This is a genomic window from Pseudomonas savastanoi, assembly GCF_020917325.1.
In the GTDB taxonomy this organism is placed as follows: Bacteria; Pseudomonadota; Gammaproteobacteria; order Pseudomonadales; family Pseudomonadaceae; genus Aquipseudomonas; species Aquipseudomonas amygdali.
The window spans coordinates 5,204,930-5,226,417 of sequence record NZ_CP076652.1 but is presented as its reverse complement, the minus strand read 5'-3'; the positions used below and the strand labels follow the sequence as shown (position 1 = coordinate 5,226,417).

Here is a 21,488-nt window from a genome sequence, read left to right as displayed (position 1 = left end):
ATGCCTCACGAGTACTTTTTATTATTGATCCGGTCCCAGCCGCCAGCCACGTTACCGCCTGCTGTGCCATCGACACGTTTCTGCAGGGTGTAGGTGGTTTTGATGCGGCCGTAATTGAGCTGTACGATTTCGATGGGGATGCCGGCGCTTGCGCTCTGGGTGTAGTCGGCGATGATGACTTCCTCGAGAACCACTTCGTAGTATTTGAGTTTGTCGGTACCTGCGCGGCACAGCACCAGCTTCACTTCTTTGAGGTGCTGGCCTGCACAGCTGGCTTCCATCAGCTTGCAACTGGCGCTGTCGAGGTATTTGGTGAAGGTGAAGTTGGTCATGGTGGTACGACCGGATGAAGCGCCGCCCGAGGAGCTGGCGGTGGCAGAGGTGCTCTGGCTGACGCCAAAGTTATAGCCGGTGATTTCGATCCACTTGCTGTACTTCTCGTCCAGCGCCTCGCCCGGGATGTCTGCGATCTGAATAAAAGCGTCGAAAGCCATATGAACCTTTCCTTGGTCATTAGTGATGCGGTGTAGTGATTTTAAGATGAGGGGCTATGACAGCAAATTTGTACATGGGTTTCAAGGCGCAAGCGGTGGTTTGAAACGCAATGTCTAATGACGGGTTTAATACTTAAACATCAAAATAGAAATGCCCGGCGCATTGCGCGTCGGGCGTCTGTAAGTTATTTCCGTTACATCGCTTTTTCGTTTTTCTCGCGTTGTTCGCAGGTCATGAAACCTTTGTTGGTCACGCGGCCGTCGCTGTTGAAGCTGACGTGGTAAACCTGTTTGTGGCCATCTTTGGCCAGGACGTAATTGTTGCAGGTGCCTGGGTTGACCTTACGCTCGATGGTGCTCGACGGCTCGCCGCCGATGGTCAGGACCTGCTGGCGCGTCATGCCGTTCTCAACCTGCTTGACCAGCGGTTCGTTGCGATAAGTGACGTAATCCACCGGGTTCTGCACGGTTGTGTTGCTGCAGCCGGCCATCGTCGCCAATACAAAAGTCGCCGCGAAGATTTTCTTGTACATCGTTATTGCTCCACATGTCAGAGCCGGTCTTGGCCCGGTAGCACTTTGAGCAGGAAACCGGGGTAAGAGTTCGAAAAAAAAGATGGCGATACGGCAGTATCTCTTGCGACAGGATCCATGACCGCGAGGTGGCCCTTTGAATATTCGCCAGCACGTTCCCGAAACCGCGAGGTCAATCTGATGGCACGGTCGGACATTAGGGTCCGGCCCTGGGCTCGGTCATCGGTTGTCGGACCGTAGTTCGTTAATCAGCCGCTCCTCTGTGACGGCCAGGAAGATGCGATGAGCGATAAAGAACTGTATGAAATCGAGTACACCTTGCTGGGCGAGCACCACGTAGACGTCATCGAGAATCTGGATGTGCCCATCATCGAAGTGGTACACGAGCTGGCGCTCAAGCATCATGTAGAGCTGGACGATCTTTCAGTCGGTGAAGCCGGCATGGCTCACGCCGCCGGAATCACCGATGTGTCGATTCATAGTGTGGAGGGCAGCGAAGGCAGCGCGACGGCCTAACTCGCCTTTGACCGCAGCGGAGTCGTCCAGCGTTCTGCAAGGATGACGCCGCACAGGGTCAGCGCTCCGCCGAACAGGTGATAGATCGCAAGTTGTTCGCCCAGCGTCGCCGCGGCAATCAATGCCGTGGCGATCGGCATCAGGTTGAAGAACAGCGTTGTGCGGCTGGGCCCCAGGCGCATTATCGAGGTCATCCACAACCATGGCGCAAGCATGGAAGTCGGAATGGCTGCGTACAGCACCATCGGAATGTTGCTGGCATTCAAGCCGGTTTTTGCCGACAGGATAAAGGGCGGCAGCAACACGATAAGCGCCAGTAGAATCTGCACGTAAAGCAATTGCAGGGGCGGCAGGCACAACTGCCACTTCTTCAATAGCGTGCTGTAGACCGCATACGACGCAGCGGCCACCAGCACCATCACATCGCCCCGATTGACGCCATGCTCGATCAGCTCCGCGGGATTGCCCGCCGACACTACGACTACCACTCCCACAAACGACAGCACAGCGCCCAGCAGCGCGCCACAGGTCAGGCGATTGCCCAGGCAGGCTATCGACAGCCCCAGCGCCATCATGGGCACCAGCGACTGAATGATCCCCATGTTGGTGGCGGTCGTCAGGCTTGCTGCGAAATACGCCAGGCTTTGGTACATCGCTGTACCGAGCACGGCAAGAATGAAAATTTTGCCCAGCACCGGTTTGATTGCGGCGCGATTTGCCCAGACAGGCCTGAGCATGAAGGGCGTGAACAGCAAGCCGGCCAGCGCCCAGCGATAAAAGCCTATTTCAGCCGGAAAGATCACTCCGGCAGACGCCTTGGTGACGGCCGTGTTGATCGCCCAGATAAGGACGGTAATCAGTGGAAAAGCGTATTGCATGAGGGAATCATCGTTAAAGCGAGGCGTAATTATCCGCCTGTTGTTCGAGAATGCCAGCAGCGATGCTGTTTGCCCCGTCATGTGTCGCAACATCTGACTACACTTAATCTCAGCCTGCGCCGTCCGGTGCAGTGGTTCTGGAGAGTGGATCGATGAAGAAGCTCGGTATTCCTTTGTTGCTCGTTGGCTTGATGCTGTCTGCCCAGGGTTTCGCGGCGACTGCGCAGCAGAACAAAATGACCACCTGTAATGCCGACGCCAGCGCCAAATCGCTGAAGGGCGACGAGCGCAAGGCATTCATGAGCACTTGCCTGAAAGCGGCACCAGCGCCGGCAGCTACCCAGCAGGACAAGATGAAGACCTGCAATGCGACTGCCAGCACTCAGGCACTCAAGGGCGATGCTCGCAAGAGTTTCATGAGTGATTGTCTCAAGAAGAAATAATTTTCCGGCCATACCCATCGTTACGGAGCAGGCGCGCGGGTGCAGTAAACACTGCACTTTGGCGCCGTTATCGAGCCGATCATCGGGCAGATGATTGCGCCGCACTTTTTCCGGCTTTCGGATCACTGGTTCTCGACTAAGAAGGCTGGCAGACTGCCCACCTTCCTTGTGTTGCCCGTTGAGGGTCTATGCCAACGTTTTCTGCGCGTCAGGTGTTAATAGCCAGCTGGATTCTTGTATTTGGCGGTCTGTTATTGGTGTTGCCATTCAAGTTGCTGCCCAGCCTGCTGGCCGGACTGTTGGTGTTCGAACTGGTCAACATGCTGACCCCCAAGTTACAGCGCCTGATCTCCGGCGAACGCGCTCGCTGGCTGGCGGTAGCGCTACTGGGTACTGTGGTGGTCAGCCTGCTGACACTGATTTTTGCCGGTGTGATCAGCTTTGTGCTGCACGAAGCCGAAAACCCCGGGGCCTCGCTGGACAAGTTCATGACCCTGGTGGATCGCGCGCGCGGTCAGCTGCCGCCGTTCATTGATGCCTATCTGCCTGCCAGTGCGGCGGAGTTTCAGGTCTCCCTTGGGCAGTGGCTGCAGAAGCACGTCGGCGAGTTGCAGTTGATAGGCAAGGGCGCGGCACACATGTTCGTCACCATGCTGATCGGCATGGTGCTGGGCGCGATCATCGCCTTGCAGCGTATTTCCGACGTGCATGCGCGCAAGCCGCTGGCTGCCGCACTGTTCGATCGTCTGTATCTGGTCAGCCGGGCTTTTCGCAACATCGTTTTCGCCCAGATCAAGATTTCCCTGCTCAATACGGCGTTTACTTCGGTATTCCTGGCCATTGTCCTGCCGTTGTGCGGGATTCACCTGCCGCTGACCAAGACCCTGATCATCATGACGTTCCTGCTCGGCCTGTTGCCGGTGGTGGGCAACCTGATGTCGAACACGCTGATTTTCATTGTCGGCATGTCGATCTCGATCTGGGTAGCGCTGGCTGCGCTGGGTTACCTGATCGTGATTCACAAGGTCGAGTATTTCCTCAATGCACGCATCGTCGGCGGGCAAATCAATGCCAAGTCGTGGGAGTTGCTGCTGGCGATGCTGCTGTTCGAAGCCGCATTCGGCCTGCCAGGTGTGGTGGCAGGGCCGATTTACTATGCGTACCTGAAGAGCGAGTTGCAGAAGGAGGGGTTGGTCTAGGGCGCGTGGATATCTGACTGGCTAGAGTCTGCGGTGCGGCTGGAATCTGTGACGCAGAGCGTCACGAACGGCATTCCGACGCTGGAGCGTTAGGAACGATAGTTCTTTAACTACCGTGCCTGCGCTCCGAGTCATACCACTAGCCGTAGCGCTTCTTCGCTTCGATCGCCAGGCCGCTGCCGATGCTGCCGAAGATGTTGCCTTCGACGTGGCGCGCGTTGGGCAGCATGGCCGAGACGCTGTTGCGCAGGGCGGGAATGCCGCTGGAGCCGCCGGTGAAGAACACCGTGTTGACCTGCTCGACACTCACGCCCGCGTCGCTGAGCAAGTTCGTCACGCTGTTGCGCACGCGCTCAAGCTGAGCGTCGATTGCCGCCTCGAACATCACCCGGCTCAGGTCCACACTCAATCCTGCTTCCACCCGGTCCATTGGCAGATGGCGGTTTTCAGCGTGGGTCAGCTGGATCTTGGTTTCTTCCACTTCCATGGCCAGCCAGTGCCCGGCGCGCTGTTCGATCAGCTTGAACAGGCGATCAATGCCCCCGGTGTCTTCGATGTCGTAACGCATGCTTCCCAGCGCCAGCTGCGACTTTTGCGAGTACACCGCATTGATGGTGTGCCAGGTCGCCAGGTTCATGTGGTGGCTGGTCGGCATGTAGGCGCCGCTTTTCATGCGGCTGCCATAACCGAACAGCGGCATTACGCCTTGCAGGCTCAACTGCTTGTCGAAGTCAGTGCCGCCAATGTGCACGCCGCCCGTGGCAAGAATGTCTTGTTGACGGTCATCGTGTTGGCGTCGCTCAGGTGACAGGCGCACTAGCGAGAAGTCCGATGTACCGCCGCCGATGTCGACAATCAGTACCAGCTCTTCGTCTTTGATGGTGGACTCGTAGTCGAATGCCGCAGCAATAGGTTCGAACTGGAACGACACGTCCTTGAAGCCGATCTTGCGGGCCACTTCGGCCAGAGTGTCTTCGGCTTCCTGATCGGCCAGTGCATCGTCATCGACAAAATGCACCGGGCGGCCCAGTACCACTTGCTCGAACTCGCGTCCGGCCGTGTGCTCGGCGCGTTTTTTCAGCTCGCCGATAAACAGCGCCAGCAAATCCTTGAACGGCATCGCCGTGCCCAGCACGCTGGTGTCATGCTTGATCAGCTTTGAGCCCAGCAGGCTCTTGAGCGAGCGCATCAGGCGGCCTTCATAACCTTCCAGATACTCGTGCAGCGCCAAACGGCCATACACCGGGCGGCGTTCCTCCATATTGAAGAACACCACCGACGGTAGAGTAATCTTGTCGTCCTCCAGCGCGATCAACGATTCCACGCCGGGTCGTTGCCAGCCGACGGTGGAGTTGGACGTGCCGAAATCGATGCCGCAGGCACGGGCCGGGGATTGGTCATTCATGTCTTTTACGTTCCAGTCAAAAAACGGCCGCGCAGTTTATGTCAGCGCGCGCCAATTGCGTAGCGCGACACGTCGCTTATATTTACCTGACTGTATTTACCGTCAAGGCTTGAACTGAAGCCCGTTACCCCCAATCTTGAAGGGATTCTCGGTAGACCTGGCTGTCGAACACGATGTTGTCGAGCTATCGACCCGTCTGCAAAGACGGCCGGCTATCTATAAATTTTCGACGTTAGGTAATCCAGATACCTCGTGAACAGAGGGAGCTGGGCGCGTGACGCCAGCGTATCTGGCTTTGCCGGATAATTCGGATGGGTGATCGTTACATGGATTTCAAAGACTACTACAAGATACTTGACGTTGAGCCGACTGCGGACGACAAGGCGATCAAGACCGCCTATCGCAAACTGGCGCGCAAGTATCACCCTGACGTCAGCAAGGAAGCAGGCGCCGAAGACAAGTTCAAGGAAGCGTCCGAAGCCTACGAGGTGCTCAGCAGCCCTGACAAGCGCGCCGAGTACGATGAACTGCGCAAGTACGGTCGGCAGGGCCGTCCGTTCCAGACCCCGCCAGGCTGGCAAAGCCGGGCTGGCGCAGGCGCTGGCGGATTCGAGGAAACGGCAGACTTTTCAGAGTTTTTCAGCTCCATTTTCGGTGGTCGGCCACAGCAGGGCGGCCGTACCCGCAACCCGGGGCGTACCGGGCAGGACGTAGAGATGGAGCTGGCAGTCTTCCTTGAGGAGACCTTGTCGGGTGAATCCAAGCAGGTCAGTTTCAAGGTGCCTCAGCACAGCCCCAACGGGCAGCGCATGAGCGATATCACCAAGACCCTGAATGTGAAGATTCCAGCGGGCGTCGTTGACGGCGAGCGCATTCGTCTCAAGGGCCAGGGCGCGCCTGGAGTGGGCGGGGGTGCCAATGGCGATCTGTACCTGATCATTCGCCTGGCACCGCACCCTCTGTTCGAGGTCGAGGGCCATGATCTGGTCATTACCGTTCCACTGGCGCCCTGGGAAGCAGTGCTGGGCACCAAGGTGGCGGTACCGACGCTGAACAGCAGGATCAACCTGACCATCCGCCCGGACAGTCAGAACGGTCAGCGCCTGCGGATCAAGGGTAACGGCCTGATGAACAAGAGCGGCGAGCGGGGCGACCTTTACGCCCAGCTGAAAATCGTCGTGCCCAAGCACACCGACGAGGCAACCCGGGCACTCTGGCAGAAACTGGCAGACAGCTCCTCGTTTGATCCCCGGGCGCAGTGGAAGGGTTGAGCTGACTGCGTGGCTGCGCGATCAACAGCCTGAGTCAGGTTCTGGGCAGTACCACAGTAAACGTGGTGCCTTCGTTTATGGTCGAGGTGACGGTGATGCTGCCGCTGTGGGCGTTGACCACTTCCTTGACGATAAACAGGCCCAGCCCGAGGCTGGTAGTGGTGTTGCGCGTATCGCTGTCCTCATGGGTGCTGCGCACCAGCGGGTCGAAGATGGTACCTATTGCGTCTTCGGCAATCGGCTTGCCTTCGTTATGCACAATCAGCTCGACAGTGTTCTGATTGCCGCTGACCCTGAGCCTGATCTCGTGGGCGGCCGCGCCATGCTGCATGGCGTTGCCGATCAGGTTCTGCAGCAGTTGGCCCATCCGCGCGGCGTCCCAGTGGCCCTTTGTGTCGCCCTCGACTTCCAGAACCGGAACAGCGCCGGGATGTCCGGCGCAGGCTTCCTCGATGGCTTCGCGACAGGCATGCGCCAGGTCCATGTACTTACGCTCCACCGGCAGGCCCGCGCCCAGACGGCTGCGCACAAACTCAAGCAGATCGCTGACCATCGCGCCCATGTGACGAGTGCTCATCTGAATGCGCGAGATATATGAATGGGTTTTCTCATCCTGCGCTATTTTGCGCGCCAGCAACTCGGCGGACATGCTGACGGCCTGAAGCGGCGCGCGCAGGTCATGACCCAGAATGGCGAGGAAGATGTCCCGCGAGCGACCGACCCGTTCGGCATAGGCGGCAGTGGACTCGGCAAGTGCTTCGTCAATGGCCTCGTTGAAGCGAATCACGTCCTGAAAATCGGCCAGCTGTGGTGCTGCAAGGCTTTCTACCCATAAACGGATAACGCTGGCACGCAGGTGGCGGAATTCCGAAGTCATCTGCACCAGATCAAAGCCGACTTCATGGCGCAACTCGCCATGGCTGCTGGCGGCCTCGTCCAGGCTTGGCGTCTTGTTAAGCTCCTCGCCTCTGGCCTTGGCAATCTCCTCGATTTTGCTCTGCGCGGTTTTCATGTCCCGTGCAGCTGCGAGCAGAATCGATTTGGCGTGATCGCGTAGCTCCAGCTTGCTCATCGAGTCGGCGGCAGGTTTCAGAGTCCTGGCGAAGTCTTCCCATTCATCGACAATGCGATCCACATGAACAACGATGAACTCGGAAAGGCGCATGGCCGACTACCTTGTTGGAGGAGCGTGACGGAAGATGGGCGCATATTACCTCCTTTGCATGACACGACAAACAGGGCGTTCACTGTCATTTCTGTCAGTAGACGCCCTTTTTTTGCAGGCCTATGTTCAATCAGCGATTAATTGAATGAGGGGCCTGAACATGAGTGTCATCACTGCTACCGATTCAACCTTCCAGAAAGAGGTTGTCGATGCCAGCTGCCACAGGCTTGTGGCGGTGGAGTTCTCGACGAAAGGAAAAGTCAGTAAACGAGGTGATCAAAACGCCAGCGCCAGAATGGATGCCATTTTTGATGCGCTGGAAGAGAAATACGCCGAAAAGGTAAGCCTGATCAGAGTAGAGATCGAGCTGGATTCGGATCTCAAAGACTCTTTGAACCCCGTGACTTCGAACGAGTACGAGATAAATCACGGTCCGACGATGGTTTTTTTCAAGGATGGCAAAAGAGTACGGGAAGACCTTGTAGGGCAGCAAACCAGGGAGCGGATGGTGCAAGTGCTGGATGAGTTGCTACTCACCTCATAACCGGAGATTCAACATGTTGAAGACAGAGTTTGCAGCGTTCGTCGAAGAGCAGATCGCGCTGGCGGGGGAGATACTGGCAGATGCAAAAGTAAGCAAACGGGACTATATGGCTGGAGGCAAACTCAGCGTATTTCTTGCTCTGCATCGGGTGTTGCAGGGTAAATCGACTGAACAGGATCTGGGCATGCTCGACGCCATCAACGACTCGCTGCAGTCGTTGCAGATACTGAACTCTAAAGAGACATTCCTGGGGCGTCTTGAGCCTTAGGGCTTTAATCCAGTTTGTACGTCGAGCAGCAGGGGCTCAACAAGAGCCCCCCACTTTCGAGCGCTTTGCTAGAACAGAAAATACCGCTGTGCCATCGGCAGCACATCGGCCGGTTCGCACCACAGCAGCACGCCGTCGGCCTTGACCTGATAGGTCTGTGGGTCGACTTCGATGTCCGGCAGGTAGTCGTTGTGGATCAGGTCTTTCTTCTGCACGGTGCGACAACCTTTGACCACACCGATCTGCTTCTTCAGGCCCAGTGACGCCGGTACGCCTGCGTCGAATGCTGCCTGGCTGATAAAGGTCATGCTGGTGGCATGCAGCGAGCTGCCGTAGCTGGCGAACATCGGGCGGTAGTGAACCGGTTGCGGGGTCGGGATCGAAGCGTTGGCGTCGCCCATCAGGCTGGCGGCAATGGCGCCGCCCTTGAGAATCAGGGTCGGTTTGACACCGAAGAACGCCGGACGCCACAGCACCAGGTCCGCCCACTTGCCGACTTCGACGGAGCCCACTTCATGGCTGATGCCATGGGTGATCGCTGGGTTGATGGTGTATTTGGCGATGTAGCGCTTGGCGCGGAAGTTGTCGTTGCCGGGACCGTCCTGCGGCAGGGGGCCGCGTTGTTTCTTCATCTTGTCGGCGGTTTGCCAGGTGCGCATGATCACTTCGCCAACCCGGCCCATGGCCTGGCTGTCTGAACTGAGCATCGAAAAGGCGCCCAGGTCGTGAAGAATGTCCTCGGCGGCGATGGTTTCGCGGCGGATGCGGCTTTCCGCGAAGGCCACGTCTTCGGCGATGCTCGGGTCCAGGTGGTGGCAGACCATGAGCATGTCCAGGTGTTCGTCGATGGTGTTACGGGTAAAGGGCCGGGTCGGGTTGGTCGAGCTGGGCAGCACATTCGGCGAACCACAGGCCTTGATGATATCCGGCGCGTGGCCGCCACCTGCACCTTCAGTGTGGTAGGTGTGGATGGTGCGGTTCTTGAACGCGGCGAGGGTGGTTTCGACAAAACCTGACTCATTCAGCGTGTCGCTGTGAATCGCGACCTGCACGTCGTATTCATCGGCAACGCTCAGGCAGTTGTCGATGGCCGCAGGCGTGGTGCCCCAGTCCTCGTGCAGCTTCAGACCGATAGCGCCCGCCTTGACCTGCTCGATCAGCGGACCGGGCAGGCTGACGTTGCCCTTGCCGGTGAAGCCGATGTTCATCGGAAACGAATCCGAAGCCTGGAGCATGCGCGCCATGTGCCAAGGACCGGGCGTGACTGTGGTGGCGTTGGTGCCAGTGGCAGGGCCGGTGCCGCCGCCGATCATGGTGGTCACGCCGCTCATCAGCGCTTCTTCGATCTGCTGTGGGCAGATGAAGTGGATGTGCGTGTCGACGCCGCCAGCGGTGAGGATCATGCCTTCACCGGCAATGACTTCGGTGGCCGCGCCGACCGCAATGGTCACGTCTGGCTGAATGTCCGGGTTCCCGGCCTTGCCGATGGCTGCGATGCGCCCATTCTTGATGCCGACATCCGCTTTGACGATGCCCCAATGGTCGATGATCAGGGCGTTGGTGATCAGCGTGTCGACCACGTCGGCGGCCATCAATTGGCCCTGGCCCATGCCGTCACGGATGACCTTGCCACCGCCGAACTTCACTTCTTCGCCATAGGTGGTGAAGTCCTTTTCGACCTCGATCCACAGCTCGGTATCCGCCAGCCGAACCTTGTCGCCAACGGTGGGGCCGAACATGTCGGCGTAGGCTTGTCTGGAAATCTTCATGGTGATTCCTTATGCATCGTTGTACGCAAACCTGACTGATTCTCGTGCCAATGCTCCGCGTTGGTATGCATCCGGCGACGCCCTGCGTCACCAACGGCATTCCCACGGAGCGTCGGAACGATATTCAAAAAGGCTTCAATCCAGATCGCCCATTACCCGTCCGGCAAAGCCGTACACCTTGCGCAATCCGGCCAGGTCCACCAGCTCGACTTCACGGGACTGGCCCGGTTCGAAGCGCACTGCGGTGCCGGCGGGAATATTCAGGCGCATGCCACGGCTGGCGGCGCGATCGAAGGTCAGTGCGTCATTGGTTTCGAAAAAGTGGAAATGCGAGCCCACCTGAATCGGCCGGTCGCCGCTGTTGGCGACGGTCAGGCTGAGGGTGCGGCGTCCGGCGTTGAGTTCGATATCGCCGGGCTGGATCTGGTATTGACCAGGGATCATGTCGGTTGCCCCAAGGTTTTGAAATAAATGGCGGTCGGGTGAAGTCGACCGTCCGGTGTGGCGCAGTAGCCTGGCAGTTCGCCGACGCGGGTGTAGGCCAGCGCGCTATAGAACGCTTCAGCCACCGAGCCCGCCTCGGTGTCCAGGTGCAGCAACCCGCGCTTGTGTTTGACTGCAACCTGCTCGACTTCGTCCATCAGTTGCCTGCCCAGACCACGACCTCTGGCGCTGGGCAGCACCATCAGTTTCTGCACTTCGGCGCGGTTCAGGCCATTGGGCTTCTGGCACAGTGACAACTGCGCGCTGGCCAGCACGTTATCGTCTTCGGCCACCACCCACAGCAGCAGACTGCCCGCGGCGATATCGGCCTTCAGGCCATCGCACCAGGCGTACCCTTGCGGCATATCCAGATCAGCCATGAACCCCACCGATGCGCCGCCGTGAACCGTTTCGAACAGCAACTGCGCCAGGCCATGGCGATAATGGGCGAAGCTTTCAGCGGTAACACGTCGCAGTTGTGCATGGTTCATGGCGTGCTCTCTAGAGGGGCTTGGGTGCTTGTGACGCGGGTGCCGGAACACCTGGCGACAAATCCAGTTGCATGAAGGTCAGGTCCAGCCAGCGGCCGAACTTGGTGCCGACTTGCGGCATTTGTCCGGTGGTCTGAAAGCCAAGGCGTTCATGCAGGGCGATGGAGGCCGCGTTGCCGCTTTCGATGGCGGCTACCATCATGTGCTTGTCGCAGGCTCTGGCCCGTTCGATCAGCGATGCCATCAGTTGCGGCCCCAGCCCCTTGCCGCGCTGGTCTGCGCGAACATAGACCGAATGCTCCACCGTATGGCGAAACCCTTCGAAGGGGCGCCAGTCGCCAAACGATGAGTAGCCGAGCACTTCGCCTGCGTGATCGACGGCCACCAGAATTGGATACGCCTGACTCTGGCGAGCTGCGTACCAGGCCTGGCGGTTGGCCAGGTCGACCGGTTGTTCATTCCAGATAGCCGTGGTGTTGAGCACTGCGTCGTTGTAGATGGCCAGAATGCCTGGCAGATCGACCGGCAGGGCATCGCGAATCACGTCTTGCATGATCACTCCTTCAGGCAATCGGCTGATGCACGGTGACCAGTTTGGTGCCGTCCGGGAAGGTGGCTTCCACCTGAATCTCCGGGATCATCTCCGCAATGCCCTCCATGACCTGATCGCGGGTCAGCAGGGTCGTGCCGTAGTGCATGAGGTCAGCGACGGTCTGCCCGTCACGCGCACCTTCCAGCAGTGCCGCAGAGATGTAAGCCATGGCTTCCGGATAATTGAGCTTCACGCCGCGCGCCAGACGCCGTTCGGCAACCAGTCCGGCGGTGAAGATCAGCAGCTTGTCTTTTTCGCGTGGTGTCAGGTCCATGGGGGTTCCGTTTGTTCAAATTCGGTGGTTGATCGTTCCCAGGCTTGAGCCCTCATTGTTATGTATAAGTCTGTTTTGGGTTCTGGCCGAAGGCCGTGGGAGCGAACTTGTTCGCGAAGGGGCCGGTGTAGTCGCCGAAAATGCAGCGCCTAAAACATTGTCTTCGCGAACAAGTTCGCTCCCACGCCCTGCGGGCAGAAGCGCTAAAAGCCCCGATTTTCGGGCTTTTCAGGACTTATGTACCACGCTGAGTGCATCAGCGCCGAGGGTGTAGCCTGGAATGCAGAGCGTCCAGTCATCAATCAGGTGTTCCAGATTCTTGGCGTTACTGCCTCGCGTCCCAGCAGGGCAGGGCGCAGGTATTTCCAGATTTGTATCAGCCAGGCCCTCGCGTGCAATGCTTCGTCTGCCAGGCAGCGAGCCACCACAAGGCCCGGCAATTGGGTCAGATCACCGCGCACCGGGTTGGGCATCGACAGTGAGCGACAGGCTTCAAGCAGATCGCTGCTCACTTCACCGGTCAGTAGCAGGGTGGCGAATACCGTTTTGCCGTCCAGACCGATGGGCGAGTCCAGCAGCCCGTCGCCACCGATGATGCGTTGCCGTTCGTGCCAGAGCAATGTGCCGTCGCGACGGATATCCAGATGCGACTGAAAATGCCCCTGCTCGAAACACTCGCCGCTGGCCGGACGGCCCAGTGCTACTACATCCCAGTAGCATAGCTTCGCGTCATCGTGCAGTTCTATGCGGGTGGTGAGTTCTGCCTGGGCATTGCTGAAGACGATGGTTTCCTGCGGCAGCCATTCCAGTGTCGCGCCGGGGTGGACGTGCAGTTCAAGTTGCTGAAAGGCCGGGCTGGCGGCGCGATACCATTTCGCTGCGCCGGGGCTGGTCAGTTGTGCCCAGGCATCGGCACCGACCGTGGCCGAAATATCCAGCCGGTCTCCCCCGGCGATACCGCCCGGTGGGTGAACGATGATGTGCTGGCACACCTGCGGCCCTTCGGCATACAGATGCTTTTGCACCCGCAGCGGTCCTTTGTGGCGCCGTTGGGTCGGGCGTGTGCAGTCATCGAAACGGCCATAACCCAATTCCAGCTCGGCATGCCAGCTGGGGGTGAAAAGGGCGGTGTTGGCAGGCAGATTCATGGTGTCTTCATTGGCTTGTCGAGTGCGGCACGATAACGGATTGGCGCATTAATTAAATAGTCACCAGACCGCGAACCCCGTCGGTCTCCATGTTCTCGCCACGGCCCTGCTGGACGATTTCTCCCCGCGACATCACCAGATATTGATCGGCCAGTTCCGCCGCGAAGTCGTAGAACTGCTCGACCAGCAGAATCGCCATGTCGCCGCGCTCGGCCAGTTTTTTGATCACTGCGCCGATCTCCTTGATCACCGAGGGCTGAATACCTTCGGTGGGCTCGTCGAGAATCAGCAAGCGTGGGCGACTCGCCAGTGCCCGGCCTATCGCCAATTGTTGCTGCTGACCGCCGGACAGATCGCCGCCACGCCGATGTTTCATCTGCAGCAGCACCGGGAACAGCTCGTAGATAAATGCCGGCACTTCCTTGGCTTCGGAGCCCGGAAAACGTGACAGGCCCATCAACAGGTTTTCCTCGACCGTCAGCCGGCCGAAGATTTCCCGGCCTTGCGGCACGTAAGCAATCCCGGCATGCACCCGCTGATGCGTCTTGAACTGGGTGATGGTCTTGCCTTCCCATTGCACCGAGCCTTCCTTCGACGGCAACAAGCCCATCAGCACACGCAACAGCGTGGTCTTGCCCACGCCATTGCGGCCCAGCAGGCAGGTGACTTCACCGACCTTCACATCAAACGACAGACCACGAAGAATGTGGCTGCCGCCGTAATACTGATGAAGCTTTTCGACCTGGAGCATGGTTGGTGTTCTCGTCGGTTGCAGCGTAATCGCAATGTTGCGCCGCGGGGCGTCTGGACAGGTATTTGCGCGCCGCGCGCCGATCAGTTCGTTGCGTCAGCGCCCTAAATACACTTCGATCACGCGTTCGTCGGCCTGCACGTCGTTCAGCGAGCCTTCGGCCAATACACTGCCTTGGTGCAGCACGGTGACGTGGTCGGCAATCGAGCCGACGAAGCCCATGTCGTGCTCGACCACCATCAGCGAATGCTTGCCGGCCAGGCCCTTGAACAGCTCGGCGGTAAATTCGGTTTCGGCGTCGGTCATGCCCGCCACCGGCTCGTCGAGCAGCAGCAGTTGCGGGTCCTGAACCAGCAGCATGCCGATTTCCAGAAACTGCTTCTGGCCGTGGGACAGCAAGCCCGCCGGACGGTGCATGGAGGTGGTCAGGCGAATGGTCTCCAGCACTTCGTGTATCCGGTCCTGCTGTTCGCCGCTCAACCGCGCACGCAAACTGGCCCATACCGATTTGTCGGTCTTTTGCGCCAGTTCGAGGTTCTCGAACACGCTCAAGGCTTCGAACACCGTCGGCTTCTGGAATTTTCGGCCAATCCCGGCCTGAGCGATCTGCACTTCGCTCATCTGCGTCAGGTCCAGCGTTTCACCGAACCAGGCCTTGCCGTGGCTGGGGCGGGTCTTGCCGGTGATGACGTCCATCAGCGTGGTCTTGCCAGCGCCGTTGGGACCGATGATGCAACGCAGTTCGCCCACGCCGATGTACAGATTCAGGTCGTTCAGCGCCTTGAAACCGTCGAAGCTGACGCTGATGTCTTCCAGCGTCAGGATCGTGCCGTGCCGCGTGTTCAGCCCTTTGCCAGCGCTTTTGCCGAGGCCTACCGCATCGCGGCTGGTGCCTGCATCGGAGTTGGGTGCCAGAACCGGTTCAAGCATGAACGACGGGGTAGGAGTGGTTTTCATTGCTCGCTCCTTTTCTTCAGCAAGCCGATCACGCCCTTGGGCAGGTACAGCGTGACGATGATGAACAGCGCGCCGAGAAAGAACAGCCAGTATTCCGGGAAAGCCACGGTGAACCAGCTTTTCATGCCATTCACCAGACCCGCGCCCAATAACGGGCCGATCAACGTGCCACGGCCGCCCAATGCTACCCAAACCGCAGCTTCGATGGAGTTGGTCGGGGACATTTCGCTGGGGTTGATGATGCCGACCTGCGGCACATACAGGGCCCCGGCCAGCCCGCACAGCACGGCGCTCAAGACCCAGACAAACAGCTTGAAGCCGCGCGGATCGTAACCGCAGAACATCAGGCGGTTTTCCGCATCACGCAACGCCGTCAGAACCCGGCCGAACTTGCTCTGCGCCAGACGCCAGCCGATGTACAGGCTGGCAACCAGCAACACGACCGTCGCCAGAAACAGCGTCGCTCTGGTTCCTTGGGAACTGATGCTGAAACCCAGAATGCTGCGAAAGTTGGTAAACCCGTTGTTACCGCCAAAGCCAGTCTCGTTGCGAAAGAACAGCAGCATGCCGGCAAACGTCAGGGCCTGGGTCATGATCGAGAAATACACACCCTTGATCCGCGAGCGGAAGGCGAAGAAACCAAACACCAGCGCCAGCAACCCCGGCGCCAGGACCACCAGGCACAGCGCCCAGAGGAAATTGTCGGTGCCTGCCCAGTACCACGGCAGTTCGGTCCACGACAGGAAAGTCATGAACGCAGGCAAACCGTCGCCTGCGGCCTCGCGCATCAGGTACATGCCCATGGCATAACCGCCCAGCGCGAAGAACAGGCCGTGGCCCAGCGACAATAGTCCGGCATAGCCCCAGACCAGATCCAGCGCCAGGGCGACAATGGCGTAGCAGAGGATCTTGCCCACCAGGGTCAGGGTGTAGGCCGATACCTGAAAGCTGTTATCGGCAGGCAACAACGACAGCAACGGCAGTGCCAACAGCACAGCCAATATCACAATACCTGCGGTCAGCGTGCCCTTGGGCCCGACTTTTTGCGCGGCAGTTACCATCAATGGCTGGCTCATCAGTCGATCACCCGTCCTTTCAATGCGAAGAGGCCTTGCGGACGTTTCTGGATAAACAGAATGATCAGCGCCAGGATCAGGATCTTGCCCAATACAGCGCCGATTTGCGGTTCGAGAATCTTGTTGGCGATGCCCAGCCCGAAGGCCGCCATCACGCTACCGGCCAGTTGCCCGACACCACCGAGCACCACCACCAGGAATGAGTCGATGATGTAGCTTTGGCCAAGGTCGGGGCCGACGTTGCCGATCTGGCTCAGGGCGACGCCGCCCAGACCTGCAATACCCGAACCCAGACCGAATGCCATCATGTCGATGCGCCCGGTCGGCACGCCGCAGCAGGCGGCCATGTTGCGGTTCTGGGTGACGGCGCGCACGTTCAACCCCAATCGGGTCTTGTTCAGCAGCAGCCAGGTCAGCACGACCACGAACAGCGCGAAGGCGATGATTACGATGCGGTTGTAGGGCAATACCAGGTTAGGCAACACCTGGATACCGCCCGACAGCCATTGCGGGTTGGCGACTTCAACGTTCTGCGCGCCGAAGGCCAGACGCACGGCCTGAATCAGCATCAGGCTGATGCCCCAGGTGGCTAGCAGGGTTTCCAGTGGGCGGCCATACAAGTGACGAATCACTGTGCGTTCCAGGGCCATGCCGATAGCGGCTGTGACGAAGAACGCCACCGGCAGCGCGATCAGCGGATAGTATTCGATGGCACCTGGCGCGTAGCGCTGCAGCATCAGTTGCACGACATAGGTTGAATAGGCGCCCAGCATCAGCATCTCGCCATGGGCCATGTTGATCACGCCCAGCAGGCCGAAGGTGATCGCCAGGCCCAGCGCCGCCAGCAGCAGGATCGACCCCAGCGACATGCCGCTGAACGCCTGACCGAGGATTTCCCCGATCATCAGCTTGCGCTTCACCTGTGCCAGGCTGGTTTCAGCGGCCAGCCGTACCGAAGCGTCGGTTTCCACGCCGGGCGCCAGCAATGATTCAAGACGGGTACGCGCCAGCGGGTCACCGGTTTCACCCAGCAGTCGCACGGCAGCCAGACGTACTGTCGGGCTGGAGTCGACCATTTGCAGGTTGGCCAGCGCCAGGGTCAGCGCGCTTTTGACGCTGGAATCGTTTTCGCTGGCGACACGTTCGGTCAGCAGTTCCAGTTGTGCAGGGCGAGCGCTTTTTTGCAATTGCAGGGCAGCTGCCATGCGCAGTTGCGTATCGGCTGCCAGCAACTGGTGGCTGGCCAGCGCTGTTTCAACCAGACCGCGCAGCCGGTTATTCAGGCGCAGTTTGCGCGGTTCGTCAGGGGTTGGGGCGTCGGCTGCTGCGGGGGCTTGTGCATCGACCGGCACGTATTGATCGTTGTTTTCGATCCAGGCGCGCTTGCTGCTGTCGGCGGCAACACGGCCATCGCGCAGAGCTTCAAGCAGTTCGACGCGTTCGGTTGTCGGCTTGGCTGCCCAGCTCTCCAGCAGTTCTGCCTGTTGCGCAGAACTGGCTGCGACAAAATCACTGGCATCGCCGGCTTGAGCTGCAAGGGGCAGCAGCAGGCTGATGGCGAGGATCATACGGTAGAGATAAGAAGGCATATCAATATGGCCTTGATCTGTTGTGGCGTTCCACAAAGCGCTCGTGGCTGTTTGCCCTGACACTGCTCGTTCCTCACGCTCTGCGTGGGAATGCCTTTCGTGACGCTCTGCGTCAATCATGCACCGAGCCGCGCGCTCAGGATCGGACGCAGAGCGTCCAGAACTGCGCTCCCACGCTGGAGCGTGGGAGCGATCATCATCAATCGAAGGTCAATTGCTCTTCACGGGATGATCAGGCTTTTTGTCGTTGCCAGGAATGTAGGGGCTCCATGGCTGGGCGCGGATCGGCTCTTTGGTCTGCCAGACGACGTTAAACTGACCGTTGTCCTCCACTTCGCCAATCATTACCGGCTTGTGCAAGTGGTGGTTGGTTTTGTCCATGGTCAGGGTGAATCCCGACGGTGCTGCGAAGGTTTGTCCGGCCATGGCCTCGCGTACCTTGTCCACGTCAGTGGATTTGGCTTTTTCGACTGCCTGTGCCCACATGTGAATACCGACGTAAGTAGCTTCCATCGGGTCGTTGGTTACCGCTTTGTCAGCGCCTGGCAGGTTTTTCTTTTTGGCGTAGGCAGTCCAGTCAGCGACGAACTTCTTGTTGACCGGGTTTTCCACCGACTGGAAATAGTTCCAGGCGGCGAGGTGGCCTACCAGTGGTTTGGTGTCGATGCCGCGCAGTTCTTCTTCGCCTACCGAAAACGCTACAACCGGTACGTCGGTGGCTTTCAGGCCCTGGTTGGCCAGTTCCTTGTAGAACGGTACGTTGGAATCGCCGTTCACGGTGGAGATAACCGCTGTCTTGCCACCCGCAGAGAACTTCTTGATGTTGGCCACGATGGTTTGATAGTCGGAGTGACCGAACGGGGTGTAGACCTCTTCGATGTCTTTATCCGCTACACCTTTGGAGTGCAGGAATGCACGCAGAATCTTGTTGGTGGTACGTGGGTAGACATAGTCGGTGCCGAGCAGGAAGAAGCGCTTGGCCGAACCGCCTTCTTCACTCATTACGTACTCGACCGCAGGGATCGCCTGTTGGTTAGGCGCGGCACCGGTGTAGAACACGTTGGGCGACATCTCTTCGCCTTCGTACTGCACAGGGTAGAACAGCAAGCCGTTGAGTTCCTCAAAGACCGGCAGCACCGATTTGCGCGACACCGATGTCCAGCAACCGAAGACCACCGCTACCTTGTCCTGGGTCAGCAACTGGCGGCCTTTTTCGGCGAACAGCGGCCAGTTGGAAGCCGGGTCGACAACCACTGCTTCGAGCATCTTGCCGTTGACGCCGCCTTTGGCGTTGATTTCGTCAATAGTCATCAAGGCCATGTCTTTGAGCGATGTCTCGGAGATCGCCATGGTCCCGGACAACGAATGCAGAATACCGACCTTGATGGTTTCGGCAGCCTGAACGGTCCAGGTCAGCCCCATGGCGGCGATCGATGCGGACAGGGTAAAGGCTTTGATCAGGCTGCGACGCTTCATTGACTAGCTCCCTTGGTTCATTTTTTTGATGGGTTTGCGGCGGTGCATTACGTTGCTCTTTCAGGCTTTAGCAAGGTCTGGGCCAACGTAAGCGCGTCGCAAAACGGAACGAATGTGTCGCGCAGTAAAGGGTATGCGCACCAACCTGGAACAGGGGCGGGAAGAGGGCGTGCGCTATGCGCTGCAATGGTGCGGGCCATGAAATACCAGCATTGTCTCTACTGCCTTTGTGCTCAAGCGGCCAAGCGCCTCATACCCAGAACTCCTGTGCTCCGGTGTAAAGATCGTAGGTCTGGTCAACGAGTCGCTCGGGAGCATCGAACCAGACGAACAGCTGGCCATTGACCCGTGTTGTCGCACCCAGTTGCACGCGACTCGAACTTCAAACGCTCAGCGCTGTTTGCTTCCTGCAAGGATGCAGGCCAGGCAGTTGTCAGGCTGGTCAGTTGTGCTCGGGCATTACGGATGGCTGTTTCAGCACTTTATCCAGTTGCTTGTCGATAAAGCGCGTGAGGTAAGTACGGCTTTCGATATCCGGCTGACTGAAGTGGTCCTTGTAGTCAGGGCTGACGACGCACTGCTATCGGCCAGCGCAGGTCGGGGAAGGCAGCATTGGCGATCTAATCGGTAGGAAGTTTCGGGTGGCAGGAGCGAATCGAGGCAGGGCGGGACCTGAAACCGGGTATGAGGAGGAATTCATCACAACGCCACTCAATGGTTTCAGGCCCCGCAGCGAGCAATCTAAGCTGTTGCCGCTGTTTTGGCAAAGCGTGAAAGCACTATTCGATCAAGCACCCAGACAATAAGCATCGAAATACCCACCAGAGGGAATATGACGCCCAGGGCAATCATGACCACTGTCGCGGTTTTCCAGCGTGGCAGGTCGTGGCGCAATGGCGGTACACCCAGCCCGCTCCGAGGTCGGCGCTTCCACCAGATCACCAGCCCACTGACCGAACTGAGCAGTACCATCAGGCAGACCAGCAGGATCAGCAACTGATTGATCCAGCCGAAAAACTTGCCTTCATGCAGCATCACGCCCAGCTCGGTGGCCTTGGAAACTGCGCTGTAATCGACGTAGCGCACGTCGGCCAGCACCTTGCCGGTGTACTGATCGATATGCAGCGTCGCGTCATCGCGCGGGTCGTCGGCGAACACCGACACGGTGAACACGCCATCAGCTGTTTTAGGCTGGGTGATGCTGTAGCCCGGTACGATCTCTCTGGCGCGTGCAATGTCGACAACTCGCTGCAATGACACGGTTGGCGCTGCCGGTGCGCTGGACATATGCATGTGGTCCATGTGCTCGGCGTGCTCGCCGGTTGAAACCGGCATCGGCGTATTTTCCATGGCCCACGGCACGGTCTGCACGCTGGCACTGTTCAACTCGCCAGCCTGCTTGTCGGACTTGGGCACGTTTGTCCACATGGCTGCCGGAAAGGTGTTCCACACCGCCGCGTATTGTTTGCCCCATAGCCCGGTCCAGGTCATGCCGCTCAACAGCATGAACAGCAGCAACAACGCACCCCAGAAACCCGTCACCGCGTGCAGATCACGCCACAGCACGCGCCCCTTGGCGGTCAGGCGTGGCCAGAACACGCCGGCGGCCGAGCGGCCTCGGGGCCACCATAGATAAAGGCCGGAGACCACCAGCACAATCCCCCAGCCAGCCGCCAGCTCGACAAGCCGGTCACCCAGCGTACCGATCATCAGCTCGCCATGCAGTGCGCGAGCAATCGCCTGCAGGTTCTTTTTGGCGTCCTGGGTGCCAAGAATCTCGCCGCGATAGGGGTCAATGAAGACATTCACCTCCCGGCCCTGCTCGCTGATCACAAACTGCGCACTGCCCTCGGCGTTTAACGGCGGGAAATACTTGCCAATGGCTGCCTGTGGGTAAGCACTCTTTACCCGCTGTTGCAGCTCGTCGGCAGTGAGGCGGTGCTCGGCCGGTGCCACGCTGAGCAGGTCGTGGTACATCAGGTTGTCCAGTTGCGGCTTGAACAGGTAAATGATGCCGGTCAGCGATAACAGGATCATGAACGGCGCGACGAACAGCCCTGCATAGAAATGCCATCGCCAGGCAAGGTTGTAAAAAGAGACATCAGGTTTGGACACGTTCAACGCTCCCCAATAGGGATAACACAGCACGAATGGCGCGCAGCCTTG

23 protein-coding genes are annotated in these 21,488 nt (G+C 58.8%); 6 read left to right on the top strand and 17 right to left on the bottom strand.

Annotation, left to right across the window (positions count from 1 at the left end; translation table 11 throughout):
- Positions 1–5: 5 nt before the first annotated feature.
- Together KP808_RS22210 and osmE are read right to left on the bottom strand one after the other, a co-directional pair.
- Entirely contained in the window at positions 6–494 is a 489-nt protein-coding gene (locus tag KP808_RS22210) for an Hcp family type VI secretion system effector (RefSeq protein WP_230016921.1), read from the bottom strand.
- Positions 495–688: 194 nt separating this feature from the next.
- Positions 689–1,027 (bottom strand): osmotically-inducible lipoprotein OsmE, encoded by a 339-nt coding sequence (gene osmE, locus KP808_RS22205; protein ID WP_002555413.1) that lies wholly within the window; start codon positions 1,025–1,027, stop codon positions 689–691.
- Positions 1,028–1,309: 282 nt separating this feature from the next.
- Here osmE and KP808_RS22200 point away from each other — a divergent pair, with 282 nt between their 5' ends.
- Complete coding sequence (locus KP808_RS22200; RefSeq protein WP_002555412.1) at positions 1,310–1,543, top strand: hypothetical protein; 234 nt, start codon at positions 1,310–1,312, stop codon at positions 1,541–1,543.
- Here the strand turns inward: KP808_RS22200 and KP808_RS22195 are convergent.
- Entirely contained in the window at positions 1,540–2,421 is an 882-nt protein-coding gene (locus KP808_RS22195) for a DMT family transporter (protein ID WP_058402651.1), read from the bottom strand. The genes KP808_RS22200 and KP808_RS22195 overlap by 4 nt on opposite strands.
- 152 nt (positions 2,422–2,573) lie before the next feature.
- Between KP808_RS22195 and KP808_RS22190 the strand changes: the two genes are divergently transcribed.
- Both KP808_RS22190 and KP808_RS22185 read left to right on the top strand, forming a co-directional pair.
- Positions 2,574–2,864 carry a PsiF family protein gene (locus KP808_RS22190; protein ID WP_057421367.1) on the top strand — a complete coding sequence of 97 codons (291 nt, stop codon included), beginning with the start codon at positions 2,574–2,576 and terminating at the stop codon, positions 2,862–2,864.
- A gap of 188 nt (positions 2,865–3,052) precedes the next feature.
- The gene (locus KP808_RS22185) at positions 3,053–4,063 is read left to right on the top strand and encodes an AI-2E family transporter (RefSeq protein ID WP_002555409.1); all 1,011 of its coding nucleotides are present in this window, start codon (positions 3,053–3,055) and stop codon (positions 4,061–4,063) included.
- Between the two features lie 139 nt (positions 4,064–4,202).
- Here the strand turns inward: KP808_RS22185 and KP808_RS22180 are convergent, their stop codons facing one another.
- Positions 4,203–5,468, bottom strand: a complete 1,266-nt coding sequence (locus KP808_RS22180) for an Hsp70 family protein (RefSeq protein ID WP_230016920.1) — start codon at positions 5,466–5,468, stop codon at positions 4,203–4,205.
- 326 nt (positions 5,469–5,794) lie between these two features.
- Here KP808_RS22180 and cbpA point away from each other — a divergent pair, with 326 nt between their 5' ends.
- Positions 5,795–6,739 carry a curved DNA-binding protein gene (gene cbpA, locus KP808_RS22175; protein WP_002555407.1) on the top strand — a complete coding sequence of 315 codons (945 nt, stop codon included), beginning with the start codon at positions 5,795–5,797 and terminating at the stop codon, positions 6,737–6,739.
- A gap of 34 nt (positions 6,740–6,773) precedes the next feature.
- Here the strand turns inward: cbpA and KP808_RS22170 are convergent, their stop codons facing one another.
- Positions 6,774–7,904, bottom strand: a complete 1,131-nt coding sequence (locus tag KP808_RS22170) for a sensor histidine kinase (RefSeq protein ID WP_058402650.1) — start codon at positions 7,902–7,904, stop codon at positions 6,774–6,776.
- A 160-nt stretch (positions 7,905–8,064) separates the two neighbouring features.
- Between KP808_RS22170 and KP808_RS22165 the strand changes: the two genes are divergently transcribed.
- Both KP808_RS22165 and KP808_RS22160 read left to right on the top strand, forming a co-directional pair.
- Complete coding sequence (locus KP808_RS22165; protein WP_031597718.1) at positions 8,065–8,448, top strand: thioredoxin family protein; 384 nt, start codon at positions 8,065–8,067, stop codon at positions 8,446–8,448.
- 13 nt (positions 8,449–8,461) lie between these two features.
- Positions 8,462–8,716: a hypothetical protein gene (locus KP808_RS22160; RefSeq protein WP_058402648.1), complete on the top strand. Its 255-nt coding sequence runs from the start codon at positions 8,462–8,464 to the stop codon at positions 8,714–8,716.
- A gap of 68 nt (positions 8,717–8,784) precedes the next feature.
- Here the strand turns inward: KP808_RS22160 and ureC are convergent, their stop codons facing one another.
- From ureC to KP808_RS22100, 12 genes are all read right to left on the bottom strand, one after another.
- Positions 8,785–10,485 (bottom strand): urease subunit alpha, encoded by a 1,701-nt coding sequence (ureC, locus tag KP808_RS22155; RefSeq protein WP_058408647.1) that lies wholly within the window; start codon positions 10,483–10,485, stop codon positions 8,785–8,787.
- Positions 10,486–10,620: 135 nt separating this feature from the next.
- On the bottom strand, positions 10,621–10,929 hold the full coding sequence (locus KP808_RS22150) for an urease subunit beta (protein WP_002555403.1): 309 nt from the start codon (positions 10,927–10,929) through the stop codon (positions 10,621–10,623).
- Entirely contained in the window at positions 10,926–11,459 is a 534-nt protein-coding gene (gene ttr, locus KP808_RS22145) for a tabtoxinine-beta-lactam acetyltransferase Ttr (protein WP_230016919.1), read from the bottom strand. The genes KP808_RS22150 and ttr overlap by 4 nt, the downstream gene beginning before the upstream one ends.
- A 10-nt stretch (positions 11,460–11,469) precedes the next feature.
- Positions 11,470–12,012, bottom strand: a complete 543-nt coding sequence (locus tag KP808_RS22140) for a GNAT family N-acetyltransferase (protein WP_058402645.1) — start codon at positions 12,010–12,012, stop codon at positions 11,470–11,472.
- 10 nt (positions 12,013–12,022) lie between these two features.
- Positions 12,023–12,325: an urease subunit gamma gene (ureA, locus tag KP808_RS22135; protein ID WP_002555400.1), complete on the bottom strand. Its 303-nt coding sequence runs from the start codon at positions 12,323–12,325 to the stop codon at positions 12,023–12,025.
- A gap of 302 nt (positions 12,326–12,627) precedes the next feature.
- Positions 12,628–13,473, bottom strand: coding sequence for an urease accessory protein UreD (locus KP808_RS22130; protein WP_230016918.1), 846 nt, complete (start codon positions 13,471–13,473; stop codon positions 12,628–12,630).
- A gap of 52 nt (positions 13,474–13,525) precedes the next feature.
- A complete protein-coding gene (gene urtE / locus KP808_RS22125; protein WP_003368879.1) occupies positions 13,526–14,224 on the bottom strand; it encodes an urea ABC transporter ATP-binding subunit UrtE in 699 nt (232 codons plus the stop codon).
- A gap of 96 nt (positions 14,225–14,320) precedes the next feature.
- The gene (gene urtD / locus KP808_RS22120) at positions 14,321–15,181 is read right to left on the bottom strand and encodes an urea ABC transporter ATP-binding protein UrtD (RefSeq protein ID WP_058402643.1); all 861 of its coding nucleotides are present in this window, start codon (positions 15,179–15,181) and stop codon (positions 14,321–14,323) included.
- The gene (urtC, locus tag KP808_RS22115; protein ID WP_058402642.1) at positions 15,178–16,257 is read right to left on the bottom strand and encodes an urea ABC transporter permease subunit UrtC; all 1,080 of its coding nucleotides are present in this window, start codon (positions 16,255–16,257) and stop codon (positions 15,178–15,180) included. The genes urtD and urtC overlap by 4 nt, the downstream gene beginning before the upstream one ends.
- On the bottom strand, positions 16,257–17,846 hold the full coding sequence (gene urtB, locus KP808_RS22110; protein WP_230016916.1) for an urea ABC transporter permease subunit UrtB: 1,590 nt from the start codon (positions 17,844–17,846) through the stop codon (positions 16,257–16,259). The genes urtC and urtB overlap by 1 nt, the downstream gene beginning before the upstream one ends.
- Before the next feature lie 210 nt (positions 17,847–18,056).
- Positions 18,057–19,322, bottom strand: a complete 1,266-nt coding sequence (gene urtA, locus KP808_RS22105; RefSeq protein WP_230016915.1) for an urea ABC transporter substrate-binding protein — start codon at positions 19,320–19,322, stop codon at positions 18,057–18,059.
- 741 nt (positions 19,323–20,063) lie between these two features.
- The gene (locus tag KP808_RS22100; RefSeq protein ID WP_230016913.1) at positions 20,064–21,437 is read right to left on the bottom strand and encodes a PepSY-associated TM helix domain-containing protein; all 1,374 of its coding nucleotides are present in this window, start codon (positions 21,435–21,437) and stop codon (positions 20,064–20,066) included.
- Between the last annotated feature and the right edge of the window lie 51 nt (positions 21,438–21,488).